General features: G+C 70.6%; 20 protein-coding genes. 8 read left to right on the forward strand and 12 right to left on the reverse strand.

The window, feature by feature from the left end; translation table 11 throughout:
* Window positions 1-32 precede the first annotated feature (32 nt).
* Entirely contained in the window at window positions 33-917 is an 885-nt protein-coding gene (locus ACGFIK_RS24210) for a hypothetical protein (protein ID WP_393341468.1), read from the reverse strand.
* Window positions 918-1,067: 150 nt separating this feature from the next.
* A complete protein-coding gene (locus ACGFIK_RS24215; RefSeq protein WP_393341471.1) occupies window positions 1,068-2,129 on the reverse strand; it encodes an FAD-binding oxidoreductase in 1,062 nt (353 codons plus the stop codon).
* Between the two features lie 302 nt (window positions 2,130-2,431).
* Here ACGFIK_RS24215 and ACGFIK_RS24220 point away from each other — a divergent pair, with 302 nt between their 5' ends.
* Together ACGFIK_RS24220 and ACGFIK_RS24225 are read left to right on the forward strand one after the other, a co-directional pair.
* Window positions 2,432-3,916, forward strand: a complete 1,485-nt coding sequence (locus tag ACGFIK_RS24220; RefSeq protein ID WP_393341474.1) for a helix-turn-helix domain-containing protein — start codon at window positions 2,432-2,434, stop codon at window positions 3,914-3,916.
* Complete coding sequence (locus ACGFIK_RS24225) at window positions 3,913-4,452, forward strand: GNAT family N-acetyltransferase (RefSeq protein WP_327025801.1); 540 nt, start codon at window positions 3,913-3,915, stop codon at window positions 4,450-4,452. Before ACGFIK_RS24220 ends, ACGFIK_RS24225 begins: the two co-directional genes overlap by 4 nt.
* Before the next feature lie 9 nt (window positions 4,453-4,461).
* Here the strand turns inward: ACGFIK_RS24225 and ACGFIK_RS24230 are convergent, their stop codons facing one another.
* Window positions 4,462-4,629, reverse strand: a complete 168-nt coding sequence (locus ACGFIK_RS24230) for a hypothetical protein (protein ID WP_327025802.1) — start codon at window positions 4,627-4,629, stop codon at window positions 4,462-4,464.
* A gap of 231 nt (window positions 4,630-4,860) precedes the next feature.
* On the opposite strand from ACGFIK_RS24230, the gene ACGFIK_RS24235 reads away from it, so the two are divergent.
* Window positions 4,861-5,991, forward strand: coding sequence for a methyltransferase domain-containing protein (locus ACGFIK_RS24235; protein WP_327025803.1), 1,131 nt, complete (start codon window positions 4,861-4,863; stop codon window positions 5,989-5,991).
* A gap of 210 nt (window positions 5,992-6,201) precedes the next feature.
* Here the strand turns inward: ACGFIK_RS24235 and ACGFIK_RS24240 are convergent, their stop codons facing one another.
* The 5 genes from ACGFIK_RS24240 to ACGFIK_RS24260 are packed head-to-tail and all read right to left on the reverse strand — an operon-like array spanning window position 6,202 to window position 11,208.
* Window positions 6,202-7,098, reverse strand: a complete 897-nt coding sequence (locus ACGFIK_RS24240; RefSeq protein ID WP_327025804.1) for a hypothetical protein — start codon at window positions 7,096-7,098, stop codon at window positions 6,202-6,204.
* 13 nt (window positions 7,099-7,111) lie between these two features.
* Window positions 7,112-8,674, reverse strand: coding sequence for an AAA family ATPase (locus ACGFIK_RS24245; protein ID WP_327025805.1), 1,563 nt, complete (start codon window positions 8,672-8,674; stop codon window positions 7,112-7,114).
* 10 nt (window positions 8,675-8,684) lie between these two features.
* Window positions 8,685-9,239 carry a hypothetical protein gene (locus tag ACGFIK_RS24250; protein WP_327025806.1) on the reverse strand — a complete coding sequence of 185 codons (555 nt, stop codon included), beginning with the start codon at window positions 9,237-9,239 and terminating at the stop codon, window positions 8,685-8,687.
* 3 nt (window positions 9,240-9,242) lie between these two features.
* Window positions 9,243-9,437, reverse strand: a complete 195-nt coding sequence (locus ACGFIK_RS24255) for a hypothetical protein (RefSeq protein WP_327025807.1) — start codon at window positions 9,435-9,437, stop codon at window positions 9,243-9,245.
* 1 nt (window position 9,438) lies between these two features.
* Window positions 9,439-11,208 (reverse strand): hypothetical protein, encoded by a 1,770-nt coding sequence (locus tag ACGFIK_RS24260; protein ID WP_327025808.1) that lies wholly within the window; start codon window positions 11,206-11,208, stop codon window positions 9,439-9,441.
* Between the two features lie 664 nt (window positions 11,209-11,872).
* On the opposite strand from ACGFIK_RS24260, the gene ACGFIK_RS24265 reads away from it, so the two are divergent.
* The 3 genes from ACGFIK_RS24265 to ACGFIK_RS24275 are packed head-to-tail and all read left to right on the forward strand — an operon-like array spanning window position 11,873 to window position 19,049.
* Window positions 11,873-13,186: a hypothetical protein gene (locus ACGFIK_RS24265; protein WP_327025809.1), complete on the forward strand. Its 1,314-nt coding sequence runs from the start codon at window positions 11,873-11,875 to the stop codon at window positions 13,184-13,186.
* A complete protein-coding gene (locus tag ACGFIK_RS24270; RefSeq protein WP_327025810.1) occupies window positions 13,186-15,120 on the forward strand; it encodes a caspase family protein in 1,935 nt (644 codons plus the stop codon). Before ACGFIK_RS24265 ends, ACGFIK_RS24270 begins: the two co-directional genes overlap by 1 nt.
* Window positions 15,117-19,049: a CHAT domain-containing protein gene (locus ACGFIK_RS24275; protein ID WP_393341479.1), complete on the forward strand. Its 3,933-nt coding sequence runs from the start codon at window positions 15,117-15,119 to the stop codon at window positions 19,047-19,049. Before ACGFIK_RS24270 ends, ACGFIK_RS24275 begins: the two co-directional genes overlap by 4 nt.
* Window positions 19,050-19,241: 192 nt before the next feature.
* Here ACGFIK_RS24275 and ACGFIK_RS24280 read toward each other — a convergent pair whose 3' ends face one another.
* On the reverse strand, window positions 19,242-19,580 hold the full coding sequence (locus ACGFIK_RS24280) for a hypothetical protein (RefSeq protein ID WP_327025812.1): 339 nt from the start codon (window positions 19,578-19,580) through the stop codon (window positions 19,242-19,244).
* 428 nt (window positions 19,581-20,008) lie between these two features.
* On the opposite strand from ACGFIK_RS24280, the gene ACGFIK_RS24285 reads away from it, so the two are divergent.
* A complete protein-coding gene (locus ACGFIK_RS24285) occupies window positions 20,009-20,710 on the forward strand; it encodes a CBS domain-containing protein (protein WP_327025813.1) in 702 nt (233 codons plus the stop codon).
* Between the two features lie 94 nt (window positions 20,711-20,804).
* Here the strand turns inward: ACGFIK_RS24285 and ACGFIK_RS24290 are convergent, their stop codons facing one another.
* On the reverse strand, window positions 20,805-21,434 hold the full coding sequence (locus tag ACGFIK_RS24290) for a DUF6518 family protein (RefSeq protein ID WP_393341482.1): 630 nt from the start codon (window positions 21,432-21,434) through the stop codon (window positions 20,805-20,807).
* Window positions 21,435-21,535: 101 nt separating this feature from the next.
* A complete protein-coding gene (locus ACGFIK_RS24295) occupies window positions 21,536-22,171 on the reverse strand; it encodes a hypothetical protein (protein WP_393341485.1) in 636 nt (211 codons plus the stop codon).
* Between the two features lie 116 nt (window positions 22,172-22,287).
* On the opposite strand from ACGFIK_RS24295, the gene ACGFIK_RS24300 reads away from it, so the two are divergent.
* The gene (locus tag ACGFIK_RS24300) at window positions 22,288-22,635 is read left to right on the forward strand and encodes a hypothetical protein (protein WP_327025816.1); all 348 of its coding nucleotides are present in this window, start codon (window positions 22,288-22,290) and stop codon (window positions 22,633-22,635) included.
* 26 nt (window positions 22,636-22,661) lie between these two features.
* Here the strand turns inward: ACGFIK_RS24300 and ACGFIK_RS24305 are convergent, their stop codons facing one another.
* Entirely contained in the window at window positions 22,662-23,429 is a 768-nt protein-coding gene (locus ACGFIK_RS24305) for a FadR/GntR family transcriptional regulator (protein ID WP_327025817.1), read from the reverse strand.
* Between the last annotated feature and the right edge of the window lie 27 nt (window positions 23,430-23,456).

Below are 23,456 nucleotides of genomic sequence, written 5' to 3' on the forward strand. Positions count from 1 at the left end.
TCCCGGCCCCGCCCACCTGATGCTGCGCGCCCTCATGCCGCCAACGCCACCTCGGGTTTGCGGCCCCGGACCACCACCAGCGCGGCGGCGGTGACCGTACCGACCAGCAGGGCCGCCGCGACCCCCAGGGTCAGCAGGTCCGGCCGCAGCAGCGGCTGCCCCCGCAACGCCTGCCAGGTCAACAGCAGGGTCAGCCCGGCGTACGCGCCACCCGCGACGAGCAGCAGCCGAGCCCGGGTACCCCCGTCGAGACGGCCACCGCCGAACCGGCCCAGCAGGATCGCCAGGATCGGCAGCACCTGCATGGCGTGCAGCCCCACGAAATGGCCGATCCGCAGATCCCCACCGGTGCTGCTCCACCCCACCAGCGGCAATCCGGGGCCACCGTCGGCCACCCCCACGCTGTGCGCCCCGGCGATCCCCTCGACGGTCGACGTCTCACCGGCCATCACCATCGGGGTCGCCACCACCATGCCGAGCAGCGCCAGCCCCATCCCCAACCCGATCGCATACCGGCCGGCCCGGTCGGCGATCGGCTGCCGCAGCACCACCACCGCGAGGACCAGGTGCGCCACGGCCAGCACCATGATCGCTACACCCATCAGCATCCACAGCACCGCGTTCAACGGGCTGCTCACGTTGTAGTGGCTGGTCGTGCCCCGCAACACCTGACCGACGATGATGGCCATCTCCACCACCCCCAGCGCCACGATGAGGGTGGCCGTCCACTCCGCGACCCGGCTGCGTCGGCGCAGCAGGGAGAGCAGCCAGGCCAGGGTCACCCCGTACAACACGAAGGACACCGCGAACTTCAACGGCTTGAGCCAGATCGGCACACCGGTCGACACCCGATCGTCGACCACGACGCCGACGGCGGAGACGACGGCGAGGCCCGCCATCGCCCAGACGAAAACCATAAGTGGACGGTGCCAGGACGTCCCCTGGCGCGGATAGGTAGCAGTCATACCCCGATGCTGTTCGGCGGGCTGCCGCCGCGCGCCCGACCGCAGGCCCCAACCGCGACCACAGGTCTGGCCGCCACCTCCTACCCAGGTAGGAGAGGTCGGTCAGCGCCACGGGATCCCCTCCGGCAGGTGGATGCGGTCGGCGGGCACCCCGGCGGCGAGCAGCCGCAGCCGGGAACCGGCGAGCATCGCGGGTGGCCCGCAGACGTACACCTGCTGGTCGGGGCGCAGATGGTCCAGCGCGACCGTGAGGGCGTCACCCTGCTCACCGGGCTCGGCGCTCAGGTCGTGGGAGAGGGCGGCCACGATCCGCAGCCAGGGATGGGCCTGGGCCAGCCTGTCCAGGGTGATCGCGTCGTACAGGTCGGCGAAGGTCCGGGCCCCGACGACCAGGGTGACCTCCGGTTGAGCTGCTGCGGCGGCGATCTGCTCGACCAGGGCACGCAGCGGCGCCAGCCCGGTGCCACCGGCCACCAGCAGCAGGGGAGTCGGGGAGTCGGGCAGGGCCAGGCCGGTGGGGGTCGGTGGGCCGAGCCGCAGCAGGTCGCCGGGGCGTACCTGATGGGCCAGCCGATGTGAGACGTCGCCGCCGGGCACGGCACGGACATGCAGCTCCACGGTGCCGTCGGCGCGCGGCGCATTGGCCGGGCAGTACCAGCGCCACCGCCCCGGATGCTGCGGCACGTTAACCGGCACCGCGTCACCGGGCCGGAACGGCAGCCGCCGCCAGGGGCGTACGGTCAGGGTGGTGATGGTGTCCCCGGCCCGGTCCCGGCCGAGGACCTCGACCGGCCAGGAGGCCGGCCCGTCACCCACCCGGGCGGCGGCGCGTTCGACCAACCGCCAGGCCCGCCGCCAAGTCGCGGCCCCGGGCGGCATCGACGGTACGGCGACAGTCAGCGCCGCCCCGACCAGGGCCGCATGGTCGGGGCGCAGCCGGTGCTCCCGGTACACCCGGCCGAGGACGGTCAGCAGGGCCGACCGCCCCGGCCGGTCGTCACCGCCACCCACCAGCCGCAACAGCCCGGCGACGATCAGCGGCGCATCCCCCTCCGGCAGCAGCCCCGGGCAGCCCTCCTGCACGGTGTCCCAGAACCGGGCGGCGGCGCGACCGAAGACCGCCTCGGCGATGCCGCCGGATGTCACGGCAGGGTGGTCGCGCATGTGAGCCTCCGGTGCGATGGACATTCTGAGACGGCACCGAGGCGGGCGGGAGCGGTGACAGATCGTACGGGGGAAGGCCGATCCGCCACCGGAGCCGGCACCCGCCCCGGGCCGTGTCTCCACCCTGGACCCGGCCGACCCACCCCGATATGCCGGAATGATCGTCAGCGGAATTCGCGCACCGTATGCAGTCGGTGGCAGAATGTGGCCGGGTCGATATGCGTGGCGCGCATACCGGCATCGCCGGAAACGGCTTGAATAGACGGGCTCGACCCAGTCGCCCACGAACGGCGAGGTTGCCGGTGACACCTGCCAACTGCCCCCGCTGCGGGGGACGCCTGGCGCGCGACAACCACAGCGGACGCTGCGCCCACTGCCAGGCCGCCGAACGCGACCGGCTCACCGCACCCCCGGCCGTGCCACCACCCTTCTGGGACCACCAGCCGGTACGCGCCGCGCTGGCCCGACGCCACCTGGGGCACCTCATCCGGGCCTACCGGCACCACCCGTACCACGGTCGGCTGCCGCTCACCCAGTCCGTGGTGGCCGGGTGGCTCGGCATCACCCAGGCCCAACTCAGCCGGATCGAGAACGGCCCCGCACCGATCCACCTGGACCGCCTCACCCACTGGGCCACCCTGCTGCGCATTCCCGAAAAACTGCTCTGGTTCCGGCTGCTCCGCAAAGGTGCGGACCCGGCTCCGGTGGGCTGGGCCTCTTCCGCACCGCATTCACCCGACGAGAAGCCGGGTACTTTGGACGCATCACCCTATGGGGAGGTGGTCACCACGAACCGCCGACAGTTCACCACTCTGGCCGCTCTGGTCGGTCTGGGCTCCAGCGACCAACTGGACCTGCTCACGCGATCCGTCGACGCCACACCCGCCATCGGCATGGACCATGTGCGGCTGGCCCGCAGCGTGGTGGATGATTTCCGACGGGCGGACGCCGTCATCGGCGCGAACGGTCTTCGGGAGGTGGCGATTCACGTCCACGCCCGCCTGTCGGAGTTGGCGGCGAAGGCACGCTACAGCCGTGATGTGGGTGAAGCCCTCCAGAGTGCCCTGGCTGACCTCGCCATCGAAACCGCCTGGCTGGCGATCGACTCCGAGCACCGGGCCACCGCCCGGCCATACCTCAACGAGGCGATCACCCGCGCACGGATCGCCGACGACCCGCACGTCGAGGTACGTGCTCTCACCCAACTCTCGCTGCTGCTGCGGCCGGTGCAGCCGATCGAGTCGTTGCACTGCGCCGAGGCCGCCCTGCGCAACTCCGCCGGTTGGGCCACCCCACGCCTGCGGACGCTGCTGCATCTGCGCCGGGCGCACACGCTCGCCGAACTCGGTGACGCCAGCGCTCACGAACGCGCCATGGCCAAGGCCCGGCACGAGTTGGAGCGCGGCCCGCACGAGGACGACGAAGGCTTCGTGCACTTCGTCAACGAGCAGGAGGTGCAGGGCATCCGTGGCCTGTCGTACCTAGACCTCGACAAACCCGACCGCGCGGCCGAGGCGTTCCGGTCGGTCGCCGAGCATCCCTCGCCACAACATCGGCGCAACCAGGTCTATTACGCCGTCCACCTGACCGAGGCGACCCGCCGGCAGGGAGACATCAACGAAGCTGCGCGAATGGCCCTCGATGTGCTGCCCGCCGTGCGGCGGCTGAACTCCCAGCGAGTCACGAAGCATCTGGGCCAGATCAGGTCCGACCTCGGTCGACTGCGGCAACCAACAGCGCCGGTCCGAGAATTCACCCAGGCATATGACGAGCGGATCGCCCCATGATCGACAAGCTTGTCCTGGAGACCATCAACGCCGCGGAATCCGAGGAGCGCACCGACGATCTCGTCGCCCTCTACGTGGAGATCTACACGGACGCCGGGGAGTTCTACGGTGAGGACCGGTACCGACGCCAACTCACGCTGCACCGCCAGCGACCCGGGTGGCAGATGGTGACGGCAACGGTCGACGGCGAACTGGTCGGCTACATCTACGGATTCCCACTGGCGCCGGACACCAAATGGTGGAACGGCATCGAGGAACCGTATCCGGCGGGCTTCACCGAGGAGGACGGGCGGCGTACCTTCGCCCTCAGCGAGCTGCTGGTCCGCCCCGCCTGGCAGCGCCAGGGGATCGCACGGGCGCTACATGACGAACTCGTCGGTGCCCGCCCTGAGTCCCGAATGACCCTGCTCGCCCGGCCCGACAATGCCCCCGCCCAGGCGGCCTACCGGTCCTGGGGCTGGCAATGGGTCACCTGCCTACGCCCCGCCTGGGGAAACGCCCCCCTCTTCGAGGTCCTCATCCGAGAGCACCGATAACCCGATGTCCTACGTCGTCTCACCCTGTTCGGGCAGGTTCGCCAGCAGCTCACCAATGGCCTGGGCGTATTCGGCAAGTCCGATCTTTTGGGCGGCGGCCAGGCTCATTTCCAGCACCGAATGGGCCTTATCGGTGATGCCCGCCCCTGCCAGCAGTCGCCCGAGGATGGGGCCCACCGGTCGACTTCCCGCCGTGGCAGACGGTGTGCTGGTACTTCATCCGCTGGAGGAAGACGACTTCACCGAGCGGATCCTCGTCGCGCTGCGCCGAAGGGTCCGACCTGCACGATGTGCCACAACTACGCTTCGGCCAACAACACTGCATGAACACCCGTGAGCGCCTCCCGGTCCGCCCTCAGCGGCACCATCGCCCAGCCTCGATGACAGATCCATCTCACAAACCAGTTCGTGATCGGTGGCGTCTCGGGGCGGATCGTCACCGCCGCCGCACCCAGCGGCGAGCTCGCTGACGGTAAGCCACCGCCCGTGATGGAAGGGAGTCCTGTGGCCGTCGCCGATTCACTGCTCGGAGGTGTGCCTGAGCGCTACTACGTCCACAACGAGAACCGCGGTGAAACCCTGCATCGGTCCGCGCCGGAGGCCATCCAGCGGGACGTGATCGCCCTTGAGGTCAGCGAAGGTGACCACGTGCTGGAAATCGGCACCGGCACGGGATACTCCGGCGCGCTCCTCGCCGCCCGAGCCGGCACGTCCGGGCGCGTGACCAGCGTCGACATCAGCGACCACCTCGTCACATGGGCGAACCGGCTGCACCACCAACGCGGCGTCACCACGATCACCTGCCACGTTGCCGACGGCATGATCGGCTACCGGCCAAACGCTCCCTACCAGCGAATCGCGGCCTGGTGCACGCCCCCACGGCTGCCCAGAACATGGGTCGACCAACTCGCCCCAGACGGACGCATCGTGGCCTGCCTTCCCATCGCCGCGCAACCATCCACCACCCTGGTCGCGACCATCACCCTCACCAAGGGACAACCGCGAGTCGAAACGGTGACCTTCGGCGGCTACGCCCAGAGCACCGCTACTGCCGTGGAAGACGCCCTGACCATCCCCGCCCGCTGGGTGGACTACCGCGTTGACCATCCCGAACTGGCCTGGATGTCCATCGGCTGGCGCGACGATGACGACCCGCAGCACACCGGTGCCCGCACAGCGCTCAACCTGCTGCTCGACCCCGACCACACAGAGACCTACCACCGCGCGCCCTTGGACTGGCTGTCATGGACGGCCTACTCGGTCATCGTCGGCGGGCCACAACGCAGTCTCACCGCCCTGGGCGACGGCAGGCGCGGCATCGGACACACCACCGCAACCTCCGCCGCCGTGATCCTGACCGATGGCACCATCCTCGCCGACAGCGCAGACTCCCCGTCCCTGGCAGCGCTACGGACCTGGCTACAACGATGGGAACAAGCGGGACGGCCAAGCGCCACCTGGTTCGACGCAAGCCTTCTACCCAACGACGAGAGTGATCCTCCAGGCTGGGATTTGCGGATCACGGCCCCGCGCCGGTAAGTGACCCCCGCTCGCCACAGCCACGTGGTCGAATCCGCGCACGCTGACGAATCCCCGGCTTCCGGTTCGCCCCCTTGTCGACAAGCCGACAGGCTTCGAGCCTCGGCGAGCGCGTCGCCGCTTCGCCGAAACGGCGGGGTACGCGGCGGTCGGAAGCCGCCACTTCGGCGTAACGGAGTCGATCACCACCCCACCCGACGGCAGCGCGGCTCAAGAGGACCCGACAGGATTCAGCCGGCGCGGCACGCACTGGTTGTCCAGGTCGGTTCCGGTGAGTTGGGGGAACTGGTTGGCGCACCAGCGGGCGACGGCCTCCTTCGAACTGCCCGGTGGGAGGGCGAGGGTGATCCAGAGCGGCTCGCCGCCGTACAGTTGCTGCCGCCCGTAGTCCGTGCTCAGCAGCAGAATCACCCGGGTCTCGCCGTCGAACCTGTTCCGTAGCTCAAGATGCTCGGCCAGGATGTCCTGCGCGTAGAAGGTGTGTGAGCCGTTGGCCGCGATCTGGTTGCGGTCGACGATGCCCACCGTCTTGGAGGCCAGTTGGGCGACGTACTGGCCCGCCAGGGAGACCGTCGGCAGGTCCTGCTGGCGGAACTGGTCCAACTGGGCCAGGGCCAGGTCCTCCGGATCGTCGAAGGTCGGCTCAGCGGGTTCGGTCGTCGGGACGAACGACGGTTCCGGCAGCCCCGCATCCTCGGGGGGAGGGTAGTGCGGCCCCCCAGCGGGGAAGTCGGGATAGGAGGTGCCGGTCGAGGTGTCGTCGTCGGTCGACCCGACCGCGACGACGAGCGCCACGACCATCACCAGCAGGGTGACACCGGCCGCCGCGACCGCCTTGCCCATCGAGATTCCGCTCGACTGCGGGACCACCTGGCCGGAACTGACCCACTCACCCCGCACCGGCGGCTGAGGGGTAGCGATCCGTCCCGGCCCGGTCGCCTGCGACGCAGCCGGGCCGCCGACCGGGCGGCTCGACTGCGGCCTGCCGGCGGGTGACTCCTGCGGCCTGCCGGCGGAGGACTCCGGTGGCAGCTCATCGGCCAGGTCCCCGACCAGGGCACGAACGTTCCAGATGATCCCGCCGTCGGGCTGTTGATCATTGCTCATCTGATTCTCCTGGTCAGGTGTCTCCCGGGACGATCACCCGGCGGCGGCCACCGGCAGCCGGCGTACCGGCGGCACCGGAGGCACCGGCGGGAATCGCCCGCTCCCGGCCCCAGGCCCGCAGCTCGGCGATCTCCTCGGGATGGGTACGGCTCATCGGGTTGGTGTTGACGAAGGTGTCCACGACGAACTCGGGCCGCAGGCTGGCGGCGCCCTCGGTGTGGACGGTGTATCCCAGCTCGCGCAGCGCCGCCTCGATGTCGGAGCCGGCGAAGCCGTCGGAGGCGGCCACGAGCCGACCGACCAGTTCCTCGTCCGGCTCGGTGCGCAGGTAGCGGCCGTGGTAGAGCCGGATGATCTCCGCCCGTTCGGTCTCGTCCGGCAGGTCGACGAAGAAGAGTTCGTCGAAGCGCCCCTTACGCAGCAGCTCCGGTGGCAGGGAACGGACGTCGTTGGAGGTGGCCACGACGAACACCCGGGACCGTGACTCCTGCAACCAGTACAGGAACTGTCCGACCATGCGCCGGCTAACCCCGGTCGAGTCGTACTGCCCGGACAGGCCCTTCTCGATCTCGTCGATCCAGAGCACACAGGGCGCGGTCCGGTCGGCCATCTCCAGGGCCTCCCGCAACCGGGCCTCGGACTGCCCGACGTACATGCCGAGTATGGCGGCGAAGTCGAGCCGGTACAGCGGTAGCCGCCACTGGGCGGCCACCGCCTTGGCGGAGAGGGACTTTCCGCAGCCCGGCACCCCGACCAGCAGCACCCCCCGGGGTGGGCGCAGCCAGGTCTCCCGCAGGTCGGAGAGCATCACCTTGTGGCGGAGGTCCAGCCAGGTACGCAGCTGGTGCAGACCGCCGATCAGGTGGTCGGCCGCTCCCAGCGGGACCCGTTCCAGGCCGGCCAGGTCGGAGAAGTGCTTGTCCTTGACCTCGGTGAGCCGATCGAGATCCTCCCGGTGCAGGCGTCCGGCCGTGGCGATGGTGGCGAGGATGTTCACCGCGGTGCCCTCGGGCACCCCGACCAGGAACTGGGCGGCGCGTCGGGCGTCGGCGGCGGTCCAGTCGATGGTGATCGCGCCCTGCTGCTCCTTGAGGAAGCCGACCACGATGTCGTACATCTCGTCGACGTTCGGCGGCTCCAGGGTGATGCTCATGCCCAGCCGTTGCAGCCCGCTCCACAACGGGGTGTCGGTGATCAGGACGATGCTGCCGGAGTGGTCGTCGGCCAGTCGGGCCAACTCCGCCAGGTGACGGGTGACCGGGGAGTCGGAGTCGAGCATGTCCGGGTCCACGAAGGCGGTCGTCGCCTGTGCCCGCCGGGTGAACTGACTGGCGGCGAAATCCATCGCGGCCACCAGCGACCGGTCGTCCTGCAGGGAGTTGTTGGTGCGCAGGTCCCGCAGGCCGGTGGCCCGGGTGTAGATGGAGAAGGGCAGGTTGACCCGACGGGTGCTGGAGGCCACCTCGCGCAGCAGCCGCACGGCGCGTACCTGCTCGGGGGTTCGGATGCCGATGAGGGGGACCCGTGCGGCGATGTAGCTGTCGAGGTCCCGGCGGGCCTCGTCGTAATGGGACAACGGGCGCTCCTCAGGTCGGTCGTACGGGAGGATCGACGATGATCCGGCGGCCTGGACGGGCCGGGGCGGCGGCCCAGCCGGTCCCGGCGGCCGAGCGGTCCGGCACGGTCAGTGGGTTGTCCCGCAGGGTGCGCAGTCTGGCCTGTACGAGCCGGTCGTCGAGCCCGGCCCGGCGGGCGTCGTCGATGCCGTCCTCCAGGGCCCGCTGGACCAGCCGGATCTGTTCGTCGACCTGATCGCGTAACGCCCGCGTCAGCTTCCCGGGCAGGGCGGGATGACCCGCGACGGCCCGGATGGCGGCCAGTCCGCGCCGGGCCTGGGTCAGGGCACGGGCCGTCTCGAACTCGTCCCGGGTCGCGGCCATGGCGTCGATCAGCCCATCGGCCCAGGTCTGCAAGCGGTGCGCCAGGGCATCGGTCAGTCGGGTGACCAGCCGCAGCCAGACCTCCGCCGGGTAGTCCTGCTCGACCAGGGTCGGCAGGTCCGGCGGGTGGTGGGCGGAGCCGGCCCGCCACTGCTCAAGGAATGCGGCCCACCGCTGGTAGCCGCCGTCACCGACCAGCACCGGTCAGCCCTGCCGAGGGCGGCGGATCACCATCTCGCCCGGCGGCATCGGCTCCCAGTCAGGCAACCCCTCGGCGATCCGGCGTACCCGATTGGTTTTGCGTTGACGCGGCGGTGTGGGCTGCCGGGCCCACGGCACCACCTCAGCTTCGACGGGCCCGTCCGGGGTCGGCTCGGCGGCGCGGTCGGTCGACGACATGTCAGTTCTCCTCCAGAGGGTCGACCGCGCGTCGCTCGTGCGGGTTGCGGGGTGCGCCCGCCGTGGCGAGGTTGGCGATCAGCTCTTTCACCTGCGTCTCCTTGCCGTCGGCTGCGCTGAACCGGCTGGTCCAGTCGGTCAACTCGGCCGCGGCGGCCCGCAGCAACAGCACGGACTCCTTCTTGGCCTCCGCCACCTTTCTCCGAGCCTTGTCCTGGGCGGCGCGGGCCTTGTCGGCCTCACCCTTGAGGTAGACCAGCCAGGCGACCCCGCCGAAGACAGCGATCACGATGCCCAATCCCACGTTGCTGGCGGCGGCGACGAACAGCAGGACGAGAATGAGCACCACGGCCGGCACGATGAGCTTCTGGCCCCACCGGAAGGCCAGGGTGTTGAGGTACGCCTGCGCGTACCGGTCCCAGTGCTGGTTAAGCGACCGTTCCAGGGCGTCCATCGGCTGGTCGAAGGAGCCTGTCCAGGCAGGTGGTCGGAATCCGGCCAGCCCGGCGCTGCCGCTCAGGTCGAATTGCACCTGGACCTTCGCGGGCATTGCCAGGCGGTAGTCGCGGGTGAAGGCGGTGTGCGCCTCGTCCATCCAGACATGGCAGAAGGCCACGGCAAGCCGCTGGGTCTGCGTAGACACCCCGATGTCCTCGGGTTCTAGTGCCGACTGGGTCTGGATGGTCAGATAGTCGCGGGTGTCGTCCAGGGTGGTGGTCTCGGAGCGGGCGGTCTCGGCCGCCGCCAGGTCACCACCGGCCCGGACGATCGACTCGTTGGCGGCGAGTTCCCGACGCAGTGGCAGTTCCTCGTGGTCGTACTCGTCGACCAGCCGGTCGAGGATGTCGTCGATGGCGTCCTCGATGCGGCTGTTCGGCGGCGCCTCCGCGTCCATCAGCGCGGTGTACCGGTCGATGATCGACTGGTGGGCCTCCGCACCGGCCAGGACCCGTTGCAACTGGGGCCACTGGGGTGACGCGGTCGCCAGGCGGGGAAAGTCCTTGGCGAGTTCCTCCACCCGGACGTGGGTCTCCATCTCCCGGCGCCAGCGGTTGACCTGGGCGACCATCGACTCCTTGTCGTCGAGCAGCAGGCGACGCCAGGTTTCCAGTCGGTCCCGGACCACCTCCATGCCGGCCGGTCCGAAGGCGCCCTGGGCGATGGCCTCCAGGATCACCGCGAACTCGCGGTTGAGCGCCTTGGGGTCCTGCGCGTCGAGGTAGTGCCGTAGCCACCGGGCGGCGCTGGTCAGCCGCCCCTGCCGACGCAGGACGAGCATCATGAACAGGGAGGTGCGATGCGGGGAGCGGCGGTACGCCTCCTCGACCGCCCGGACACACAGCTCCGGATCGTCGCCGGCCCAGGAGGCGAGCGCGACCAGCACGGGGGCCAGCCAGTAGCGGGGGGTCTGCACCATCAACTGGTCGCCCACCGCCCGGACGGCCTCCTCGCTGACCAACCCCAGGTCGAACGACTGGAGCATGCCGACCGCGGTCCGGCGGACCACCTTGTGATGGCCGAACTGATGCTCGAGGTCACCCTTGAGGGTGTTGATCGCGATCTCGGCGCGTTGCAGGTTGGCGGTCCGTTCCGCTTGCTGGACGAAGCGGAGGAAGTCCGCGCGCAGCGCCAGGAGTTCCTCCCTGGCGACCTGCTGCTGTTGCCCGAGTTGGACGACATGGTTGCCCACCAGGCCCAGGGTGCGGTCGAGGTCGACCAGCATCCGCTTCGCGTCACGGACTTCGCTTCGTATCGCGTTCAGTTCGGACATGATTCTCCGGCTCAGGTGTCAAAGAGGGGAGGGGCGAGCGTTCCCGGTATCGGAGTGAAATGTGATTGATGGTCCCACGGACGGTACTGGTAAATGTCCTGACGGCTACTTCGACTGAAGGGACTGAATGAGTGTCCAAACGGGTGCCGGAAACTGTGTCCGGGTCAAGCTGATCATTCATGGTCGACTGACGTTCGGCTGATCGTCGGCGGCCGGGAGGCTGGGGTGTGATCGCCCCGCAGGGCGGTGTGGCGGGGTGGCGTCGACCCGTCGGGCCGAGGGCTGGCCCCACCTCGGCCGTTTGCCGCCGTCCGAAGTGGGGCCAGGGTAGTCGTTCCTCTTGTTGCCTCAGGCTTGAGCCTGACACGCCCTGGCCTGCCGGATCCCGCATTTCTACGGGATTCCCGTGACGGGGTCGGACCATCGTGGGGGATGTCCGGGTTATCCGGCGGCCGGCCGGAATCTGTCGACTGGGCGACACTTCCGTTCCCGTTCCAGCGGTTTCGGTGATGATCGGAGCCCGCACCGGAAACTCGTCGTTCGGGTGCATCTAGACGCCAATTCTCCTGGCATCCCAAGAGCGTGACATCAGGTGCCTCGAACGGCCCGGCAGTGCGCCGTTGTCGGTTGCCGACCAATGGACGAACGGTGGATTGGAGGGGCGATGACCGGGAACCATTCGACACAGCCGGAGGAGGATCGGCTGCGACCCTCCGAGGTGCTGGCTCGACTGTCGCTTCGACCGGACCAGGTGCGAGGGGACGACGATCCGGATTCCACCTTCGGCGTCGGTACGGTCAGCTGTGGTCGCCCGCTGATCTTCCCGGTGCCGGTCGAGGATCTGCCGGTCGAACTGCGCCGCCGGGCGCAGGCCTCCGGACGGCACTACTACGGGCTGCTGGTCGCCTTCGACCTGACCGAGCCGCCGGACGCCCGGCGCTACACCTCGGTCCGGTTCGAGGTCACCCTCGACGACGAGGAGTCCCTGGCGGTACGGCTGGACCGGGACGGCGGCACCCTCGGCCTGAGCTACACCGCCGCCTCCCCGTCTCCGTTGACCCCGGCCGCCGACCTGGCGATCCACGCCGCCACCACCCGGCAGGGCTGGCTGCTCCGCCTGGCCCCCCGCTCCGGCCGTCCCCGAGCCTGGTCCTTCGGCCTGCACCGGCACCGGTTCGGCTGGACCTACGAGGACCCCTCCGGGGCGATGTTCCTGCCGCTGACCTACGGGATGCACGCCCTGATCGAGGTGCCCCCCTCGACCCGGTTCCTGTCCGGGCGCATCGGGCTGCGGGTGGAAACCCTCGGCACCTGGCGACAGCGGCCGGTACGCCGATCCGCCACCCTGGTGGACTCGATCGCCTTCGGCGAGGCCCTGCCGGAGAACCCCGTACCGAGTGGCGCGGCCGTGCGACTGTGCCTGGCCGCCGACGTGACCGGCTACAGCCGCCGACCGAACCACTTGGCCGAACGGACCCAGTCCTGGCTGGTACGGGCCCTGGCCCAGGCCCGCGCCAACGCCGGCCTGGACGAGGCCACGGTCGTGTTGCAGGCCCAGGGCGACGGGCAGTTCGCCGTCCTGCCGGTGGGCATCGACGAGTCGCGGGTGATCCCGGACCTGGTCGAGGGTCTGGCCGAAGCCCTGCGCCGCACCAACCACGGCCTGAGCGCCGAGGAACGGGTACGCCTGCGGGTAGCGCTGCACCGTGGCCTGATGAAACCGGCCGACAGCGGCTGGGTGGGCACCGCGGCGATCGCGGTGCACCGGATCCTGGACAGCCCACCGCTGCGGGCCGCCATCCGGGACACCCCGACCGCCGACTACGTCCTGGGCGTACCCGACCTGCTCTACCAGGACGTCATCCGGCACTCCGCGGTTCCTCCGCTGCCCCACCAGTTCACCGAGATCACCATCGACCTGCCCGACAAGGGCTTCGTCGAACACGGCTGGCTGCATGTGCCGGTGGGGAGCCGATGATGACCAGGCGGGTCTTCGCGCTGCTGGTCGGGATCGACCGCTACCAGGCCGTGGGCCCGCTTCAGGGATGCCACAACGACGTGCTCGCGGTGCGGGACTATCTGCGGGTACGCGCCGGGGTGAGCGACCCGCAGGCCATCCGGCTGCTGGCGAACGAGGATGCCACCCGTGAGGCCGTCATCGCGGGCCTACGCGAGCACCTGGGCCAGGCCGGGCCGGGCGACACCGCCCTGTTCTGGTTCAGCGGGCACGGCTCCTGGGCTCCGGTGCCGGAGGAACTGTCCCACCTGGAGCCCTCCGGTCAGATGCAGACCCTGGTCTGCCACGACAGCCGACACGACCAGGTGCCGGACCTCTACGACAAGGAACTGCTGCTGCTGTGCGGCGAGATAGCCGCCACGGGTGCGCACCTGGCGGTCGTGCTGGACAGCTGCCACTCCCACAGCGGCACCCGTGACCTGGTCCGCTACGCCCCCGCCGCGACCACCCCGCCGAGGCTGGAAGCACTGCTGCCGCAGTTGCGCCAGGTCCTGACCCGGCCACCCACCCAGCATGTCGCACTGGCGGCCTGCCGGTCGACCGAGACGGCCGGGGAGACCTGGGCGGACGGACGGGCGTACGGCCTGTTCAGCTGGTCCCTGCTGAGCGCCATGCGCCGGCTGGCTCCCTCGACGACCTACCGCGACCTGCTGGTGGCCGCGCGATGCGAGGTGGAACGCCGGTCCCGGCAGCAGGTCCCGCAGTTGGAACCGGTCACCCCCGGCATCGCCGACCAGCCCTTCCTGGGTGGACGGATCACCCTGCCCGCCATCGGCATCCGGATGCGTAGGGTCCGGGGAGAATGGGAGATCGATGCCGGCTCCTGCCACGGGTTGTCCCTGGCCTCGGCCGAGCAGGACGTCCGGGTCGCCGTACCCGGGACACTGCTGCGGGAGGCGCGGATCATGCGGGTCCATCCGGAACGCAGCGTGGTCGCGCCGCTGGGCTGGGAACCCGACGAGGACACCCAGTACCCGGTGGTGCTGAGCCGGGTCCCGATGCCGAGGGTCACCGTGGCGGTCGACGGGGCGACCGACCCGGTGCTCACCGCGCTGGCCTCGGCCGGGCCGGGGGGAGGACCCTCTCCGCACGTACGACCGGTCGAGGGCGGTGCCGACCTGCTGCTGGAGGTACGCCAGCCGGACCGGGTGCACATCCGGGACGCGGACGGGTTCCCGCTCTGCCCGGAGCTGCCCCTCGACGACGGCGGTCGACGGGCCGTCCTGGCCCTGGAACACCTGGCCCGGGTGCATCAGGTCAAGGCCCTGGTGAACCCGATCTCCCGGCTGACCGGAGCGGTCGGCCTGGAACTGGTCGAGGCCCGCCCGGGTGAGCCGGCGGCACCCGCGCACCGCCCGCCCCTGCTGCCGGGCGGAGACGGCACCCTGCATCTTCGCTACCGGTGGGAGCAGGGGACCTGGCGACCCCCGACGGTCTTCATCCGGTTGCGCAACGACAGCGACCGGCCACTCTTCTTCGTCCTGCTGAACATCACCGAACGGCACCGCGTCCACGCCACCCTCTTCGCCGGGGAACATGTCGCACCCGGGCAGGTCGGGGCGGCGCTGTACGGCCGAGCGGTCGAGTTCACCATGCCGGCCGGCGATCCGGTGCGACCGGGAGCGCGCACCCGGGACTGGCTGCTGCTGCTCGCCGCCGAGGAACAGTTCAGCTCCGCCCCGTTCGAGCTGCCGGCGATCGAGGACATCTGGCGCGACCGGAGGCGTACCCCACTGGCCGTCGCCGGTCTCCTGGGCCGACTGGGGTTGGCCGCGGTGCACCGGGACGCCGGTGCCGCCGGCGCGGGCGCCAGCGACTGGATCACCCTGGCCGTGCCGGTGGTCACCGAGGTGCCCGCCGGTCGCGGTGCCCAGCTGGCCGGTGAGCGTCGGTGAACGGCTACGAGGAGACCGAGGAGGTACCCCTCGACGACTGGATCGCCCACCTGCGGGTGCTTGCGGCCGCCCCACCCCCCGGGGAGGACCCCGCCGAACTGGCCGGGCTGCTCGGGCAGGCGTACGGCGAACGCTACGCACGCGACCAGGACGAGGATTCCCTCCGGGCCGCCATCGTCGAGTTCGACCGGGCGTTGACCCGTGCCCCCGACCACGAGCAGGCACCGCTCTGGCACTGGGCGAAAGGCATGTCCCACCTGGAACGGACCTGGCTGGACGACGACCGCACCGACCACGAGGGCGCGGTCCGGCACCTGATCGAGGCGTACCGGGGGTGGCCGCCGGACGACACGGAACGCGAGGACGTGGCGGAGAGCCTGCTGGAGTCGATCTGGAACCGGTACCTCTGGCGGTACGCGCAGAGCGAGACGCCGCAGGCCACGATCGAGTACGGCGTCGAAGCCATGCAGGACCTAGAGGTCGTGCTCTCTGCCCCCTCGGGTGAGGAGTCCACGGCGTACGCCCGAATGCTGCTGGGTGTGGTCCTGCTGAACCGGTACGACCACGCCGGCCAGGAGGTACCGGACCTGGATCAGGGGACCGCCCTGCTGGCCGAATCTCTGGCCAGGCTGTCCCCGGACACCACCCCCCACTACTTCCTAGCCTGCACGGAACTGGTCGCGGCCTACCTGGAGGCGGCCGGCCTGCGCGAGGACCGCATGAGCCTCGAGTCGGCGATCCAGTTCGTCGACCGGGCAGTGGCGGCCTGCCCGCCCGGGCAGGCCATGCGGCTTCACCTGCGCCGCCACCAGGCCGAGGCGTACGCCGCCCGGTGGCGTCTGGACCCGGATCCGGCGAACCTGACCCGGGCGATCGACTGCTGGCGTGCGGTGTGTGCCGACGATGACGATCCTGCCTGCGGAGTCGCCCTCGCTGAGCTCCTGCACGCCCTCGGCGACCTCGACAGCCTCACCGAGGCGGTCACCCTGTTGGAACGGGCGCTGCCCTCGGCCCCCCGGCCGATGTGGGTGTGGCGACAGCTCGGTGAGACCTACCTGGCGCGCTGGGAGACCGCCGAGGTGCCGGGCAGCCTGGAGACCGCCGACCGCTGTCTGGATCGCGCCCTCACCGAGGGGGGAACGCCGGACCAACTGCTGTCGGTGCACGCCACGCGGGTGGTCGTCGCCAAGGCCCTGCTGGAACACGAGTCTGCCCGGGACCCCGACCGCGCTCCACCCAGCCTGCACCGGGTGCGGGAGATCCTCGATGAGGGGGGCCACGCACTGGATGACGCGACCGAGAGCAGCACACGCGACCGAGCGCTGCTGGCCACCGTACTGCTGAGCACCGAGCTCGGCCATGCCGTGGAGGCGCTGGTCGAGATCGACTCGCCGAGGTTGCACCACCTGTTGGCCGTGGGGCGAATGGTCGGTGACGACCCGCCTGCGGGCATGACGGTGATGCTGGACTTGTCCGAAGCGATGCTGGAGCAGTTCGACCAGGTCACCGTCGGCAGAGGCGCCGCAGGCGACAGCCTGCGGACCTTCTTGCGAGCCGCTGCCGACGAGACGGTGACCAAGGCCGACGCAAAACTCTTCCGGGCGATGTTGCCGCACTTGCTGCATACCCGAGCAGCACGATACAGGGATGACCGCTCGCACCGCGCCGCGCGCGTCATAGCGGCCGACCTTGCGCGCGGCGAGTCCCCGACTGCGGTCGTCGTTGAGACGCAGGTGGTGTCGGCCGTGATGGCGGCACTTGGTTCGGGGCGTATGGGGGATGTGGAGGGCATGCGGACGGCGACCCGGCGAGCCGTCGCGTTGCGGCGTCGACTCGGCCCGTCGCGGCTGAACGCGGCCCTGCTGGATCCAATGGTCCACCTCGTTGAGGACCTGGTGGCCAACCTCGACGGTCGAGAGATCCGGCCGCAACCGCCGGTTCCGCTGCCACCGGGTCCCCTCACCTACGTCACCAGCCTCTCGGTGCTGGCCGGCGCGGTACAGGTGATGGCGGCTATCCGGCGTCTCGACCTCACGCTGCTGCGCCAGTGGGCAGACCATCTGACCGACCTCGCCGGCCGGTTCGAGCAACGCCATGTGATGCGGGTGGCCAGCCTGGCGACGGCCGCGAAAGCCCAACTCCCCCTGGCGCGCCTTGGGCAGCGGCAGGCCGCCGTTTCCGCCGTCGCCCTCTTGGAGCAGGCGACGGCGGAGACGGCGACCGACCTGGCGATTCGGGTCGAACTCGTGCACGACCTCGCGTACGCCCTGCGTCTGGCCGGTGACCCGGACCGGGCGCGGACCCGGCGGCTCGGGCTCGACGGCCTGCACGGCCGCGCCCGGCGGGTGCTTCTGCAGGCGGGTACGGATCACGCCATGGCGACCGCCCGGCAGGCCGCCGCGACCGCGACCACCGTCGTCCGGTGGTGCCTCCAGGACCAGGCCGACGACGACCTGGTCGCCGCCCTCGACGCGGGGCGTGGTCTGGTCCTGCACGCCGCCACCGCCTCCCGCAACATGGCCGACCTGCTGGAGGAGGCCGGGCAGGCCGAGTTGGCCCGGGAATGGCGACAGACCAGAGGACTGGGCCGCGACCAGCTCACCGGCGACCCCCTCGGTGCGGTGTTCGCCGGCGAGGAGGTCCCCGACGACCTGCGGTTGCGGGTACTGCATGCCCTCGACCTGACCACCCACGGCCCGCTGGCACAGGTACGCCCCGACGAGATCAGCAGCGCCCTCACCGAATCGGGGGCCGACGCCCTCGTCTACCTGGTGCCGGCCGCGCACCCGGTGCCGGGCCTGGCCGTGGTGGTCCCCAGGGTCGGCCAGGTCGAGATCCTCGAACTACCCGACCTGGCGGCCGACGACAACGCGCCGGTACGCAGGCTGCTGCGAGCCGCCTTCGGCACCGACCTCACCGAGTCGGGGAGCCGAGCACCCCGAGATGCCGGTCCGGTCGGCGGGCCCCGTGATGCCGGTCCGGTTGGCGGGCATCGTGCACCGTCGGTGGGAACCGCCATCGACGACCTGTGCCGGTGGGCCTGGCGGGCGGCCATGAGTCACCTGGTGGAATACCTGCGGCCGCCGGGTTCGGCGAGCCCGGCCCGGGTGGTCCTCGTCCCGATGGGCGTACTCGGGTTGGTGCCCTGGCATGCCGCCTACCGCGAGACTGCGTCCGGTCGCCGCTACGCCGTACACGACCTGATCGTCTCCTACAGTCCCTCCGCCCGGCTGCTCTGTTCTGCCGCAGCGCGTCCGGTACAGCCGGTCCGCTCGGCGTTGGTGGTCGGGGATCCGCTCGGTGACCTGCCATTCGCCGGCATCGAGGCCCAGGCTATCCACGGACGGTTCCACCCCGAGGGTCGCTATCTCGGCGGACCAACCGACGACCCGGAGCACCTGGCACGCCCGCAGGCCGTCCTGGAGTGGGTACGCACCGTCGGGGCGGGATCATCCCTGCTGCACCTCGCCTGCCACGGGCGCGTCGACCCGGCCCGACCAGCCGACTCACACCTGGTGCTGGCCGGTGGTCTGCTGCCGGCCCGTGAGCTGTTGGAGGTTTCCCGGGTGGCCGCCCTCGACCTGGGCCAGGTGTTCCTAGCCGCCTGCACGACGAACCTCGCCGGTGGGCTACCCGACGAGGCGTTCAGCCTGTCCACCGCCTTCCTGGCGGCCGGCGCCCAGACGGTCTTCGGCTCCCTGTGGTCGGTGCCCGACGTGGGCACCTCTCTGCTGATGTACCAGGTCCACCACTTCCTGCATCAGCAGGGATGTGCACCGGCCGAGGCGTTGCACCGGGCCCAGTTGTGGATGCTGGACCCGCACCGTGCCCCACCGGAGGGAATGCCGCCGGAGCTGGCCGTTCATTGTTCCCGCGTCGACAACGCCGCGCCGCTGGCCTGGGCCGCCTTCACCCACCTGGGCCGATGATCCGGTGTCGGTGTCGGTGTCGGTGTCGGCCAGGTCTGCGGTGTGCCGCCCCGCTGCACCCGCGATCGCCCACCTGCGGGCGGTACGGGGCAGGGCTAACGCGAGATCTTGGACAGTTACCGCTAGCGCGTAACGCCAACTGTCCAAGATCTCGGGCGGATGGTGTTCGGAGGCCTCCGGAGAGGCCAGTGGTCACGATCCGGGGTGTTCTGGAAACCCCGCAGCATGGGTGGCATCCACCAACTGTTGAAGGTGACCGAGGACGACTGCCTTCCGCCCGGTGTCGGGAAGCTGTGCCTCGCCCGCCGAGACCAGGCCGTTGCGCAGATGCCCGATGATCTCCTGTTGCGCGGAGCCAGGCAGCTCGTGCAGCCACAACGACCCCAGGTTGTTGTCCACGATCTCCTGTAGCTGCTCGGCAATGGTCCGGTCGGAGAGGCGGGAGATCAAGAATTCCAGTGTCCAGTCGAAGAGCCCTCCGGTGGCGGTCCAGCCCACCCCGGGCCGGAGCACGATGAGACCAGCCTCCACTTCCCCACGATAAAGACACGCGGAGCAAGACCGCGATCGGCGATGAAACGCTCGACCTGCGCAACCTGCGCGCTGTGGTCGGCGTTGTGGGCGGTGCCGGTCAGGGTGCTCACCCGTGCCGACAGGGCCCTGGCCCGCTGGGCCCGGTCGGCGAATGACGTCTCCCACTCGTCGAGGCGGCGTCGCGTGGCGTCCAACGCAGCCTCGTCCGCCCACATGCGAGCCTCCCCGGGACGCCGCCGACCGCCAGAAGCGAGATCGTCGTCACGTTACCAACCGGTCGCGCTGCGTGCTGCCCCGCGCGGCCGGGTGCCGAGGTGCCCGGGCGGGGTGGGCCAGAGGTCCCGGTCGGCCGGGTCGGGCAGCACTGACCTGGCCGGTGGCATCCGGAATAGCGTGAACTCGCAAGACTTACAGAGGAGGTCGTGATGCGGGCCTGGCAGGTGGAAGACGTGATGACGAGGGACGTCGCCACGGTGGTGGAGCAGACGCCGTACCGGAAGATCGTCGATCTGCTTGCCGAACGGCGGATCAGTGCGGTGCCGGTGGTGGACGACTTCGGGCACGTCCGGGGTGTGGTGTCCGAGGCGGATCTGCTGCACAAGGTGGAGTGGATGGGGGAGCCGCACGAGCGGCGGATCTTCGAGGGTTCCCGGCTGCGCCGGACCCGCCGTAAGGGTGAGGCCGGCATCGCTCGGGAGCTGATGACCGCGCCGGCGGTGACCACCTCCCCGCACACCTCCCTGGTGGCTGCGGCCAAGCTGATGGACCGCGAGCAGGTCAAGCGGCTGCCGGTGGTGGACGACCTGGGTCGGGTGGTCGGCATCGTCACCCGTTCCGACCTGCTGCGCGTACACCTGCGCCCGGACGCGGACATCCGCCACGACGTGGTGCAGGAGGTGCTGCGTCGGGTCCTGGCGGTGCGCGCGGGAGCCGTCCGGGTTGAGGTACGCGACGGTGTGGTGACCATGCGCGGACGGCTGGACCGCCGCTCGGCGGTGCACATCGCGGGTCGGCTGGCGGCCCGGGTGAGTGGTGTGGTGGAGGTGGTCAACGAGTTGGATTACGACTTCGACGACAGCGAACTGCCTCCCGTCCCGTCCTTCCCGGTGCAGCCGACCCGCGTGTAGGCCGGTAGCGCACTCGGCCGGGCCCGACCGGAAGACCCCCGTGGTCTCCCGGCCGGGCCCGACCTGTCTCGCAAGCAGCCACGGAAAGAGCAGGTCAGACGCCGTCGAAGCCGGCCAACCGGAAGGCCACGAAGCCGAGCAGGGCCAGGGGGAGGGCGGTGGCCAGCGCGAGCAGCCGGGACCGGGCGGTACGGCCGGCGAGGACCACGACCAGGATGGCCAGCCCGACCTTGATCAGGGCGTCCCAGAGCGGGTCGATGCCGTAGTTGGGGTGGTTGATGCGGCGGGCGTTGATCAGGGCTTCGGCCAGGAGCACCGCGCCGGGCAGGGCCAGGCCCACCGTCTGCCACCAGCCTCGGCCGCGTGCCCAGACTCCGCCGACGCCGAAGATCACTCCGGCGAGGACCCCGAAGCTCATCCAGAGCAAGGAGGTGGGTGCCCACAGGATCGCCCAGTCGTCGCCCTGGATGATCGCCGCCGCCAGGTAGTAGCCGGGTACCGCGATGACGAGCGCGGCGGCGCCGCCGAGGGCCGCCCGCACCCAGCCGGTACGCACCCAGTAGCCGAAGCCGAAGGCGGCTACCGCCCAGACCGCACTGGAGTTGCCCAGCTCGGCGACGGGATAGGGCAGGAACTTGATCCAGATGAAGTCGAGGATGCCGAGCAGCAGTCCGCCGAGCACGGCGGTGAGCGCGACGGTGCGGTGCGTGGGGTGGGGTCGCATGATCCAGGAGCATACTGGGTATGCACGAGGTCCGTGGCGGCCCGGGGGCGGTGGTCGCGGCACCTCGGGGTTCGCCGGGCGTCAGCGCACCGAGGCGCAGGTCAGCGCAGCGAGGCGTACGCCAGCGGGACCCTGGCCCCGTCCCAGGCGCCGGTGAGGGTGGCGGCCGTGCCGGTCGGTGCCTCGCCGCTGGCCGCGTCCGGTCGGCGGACCAGGGTCAGCTGCACGGTGTCGGTGACGATCAGGGTCAGCGCCCCGTCCTCGACCCGGCGTACCTCGCCGACGGCCGGCACCTGGATCCCGCCCGGGTCACTGGTGATCTCCATGCTCGGCGGGCGCACCTCACGGTGGCCGTCGACCTCGTAGTACTCCTCGGCCTGCCCGCTACCGGCCAGGACGGCCTCGGCCAGGGCGGCGGCGTACACCCCGTCGGCGCAGGCGTCGTAGATCCAGCGGGTGCCGAGGACGGAGTGCTCCATGGTGCCGAGCAGCCAGGCGTCGGCGCCCGGCAGCGGTGCCCCGCGGTAGGTCAGCGGCACCTGGTGCACCGGGCCGGCTCCGGCGCGCACCAGCAGGGTCTCGATGCCGACCTCACCGGCCGGGTCGTCGAACCGGTACGCGGCCACCCGCACCAGCTCGGCGGCGGCGTCCCCCTGGTACCAGTCGCGGCTGGGCAGCCAGGCGGCCACGAGTTCGAGTCTGGTGGGGCGGGCGTGGGCCCGGTGCAGCAGCGCCATGCGGGGCATCGTAGGCCTGTTGGCGCCCCGGCGTGGTCCCGTGACGGTCAGGGTGTGTGCGGCGACGGTCAGCGGGTAACCGAGGGCTCCCACAGGGCGAAGCGAGGGGAGGGGCCGTGACGGATCTCGGCGCGCAGGTCTCGTACCTGGTGCTCGCCGACGGCACCGCGGTCTACGCCCCCGACTCGGCGTACCTCGGAGTGGTCGAGCATGTCGTCGCCGACGAACGGCAGGACATCTTCCACGGGGTGATCGTCAAGCTGCCCCGGGGCCAGGACCCGCACCGCTTCGCCCACCGCGACCAGATCGCCGCCCTGCACGAGCGGGGGGTGGTGCTGTCCGTGCCGGCCGGGCAGTTGCCCGAGCTGAGCGCGGACCGGCCGGCCGAACAGGTCGAGGAAGCCGGCGACCCGGTACGGCTGGGGCTGCGGCGGGCCTGGGAGTGGCTGGTCCGACCGCGCTGACCCCCGGGCTGCGTTGACCCCCGGGCTCAGGCCGGTTCGGTCTCGGCGTGCAGGGCCTGCTCCCAGATCGAGGACATCTCCTCGAAGGCGTGCTCCATGATCTGCACCATCGCCCGGCGGGCGCTGTCGCCGTCGTGTCGCTGGATCCCCTGGGCGACCTCGGCGTGCAGTTGGAGGGCCTGCTCGTGCGGGTAGTGCGGCATCAGGTGGTAGTGATGCCGACCGATGAGCACCTCGGCGACCAGGTTCTGGAGTTTGACGAACATCTCGTTGCCGGAGGCCCGCAGCACCCGCTGATGGAACTCGATGTCCAGGCGCAGGAAGCGCTCCTCGTCACCGGCCTTGCCGGCGGCCCACATCTTCGCGGCGAGCCCGACCAGCTCGCTGGCGTCGTCGTGGTCGACCCGTTGGGCGGCCAGCCAGGCCGCGTGCGGCTCGATGGCGGTACGCAGCTCGGTGATCGAGCGGATCTGGGCGATGCGCCCGGCCGAGGCCAGCCGCCACCGGATCACCTGGGGATCGAAGACGTTCCAATGATCGGCCGAGCGGATCATGACCCCGACCCGGCGACGGGTCTCGATGAACCCCATCGAAGCCAGCACCCGTAACACTTCGCGGACCACCGATCGGGAGACCGCGTAGCGGTCGACGAGTTCATCGATGTTGAGCACCGCGCCGGCGGTCAGCTCCCCGCCGCAGATGGCGGTGCCGAGGTGGTCGAGGACCCGTCCGTGCAGCCCAGCCTCGACTGGGGCGGCCTGAGCGGGTGCAACCCCAGATGAGGGCACAATCACGTCTCGGATCGTATCAGTTAGGAGTAC

Source organism: Micromonospora sp. NPDC048871 (genome assembly GCF_043198155.1).
Classification (GTDB): domain Bacteria; phylum Actinomycetota; class Actinomycetes; order Mycobacteriales; family Micromonosporaceae; genus Micromonospora.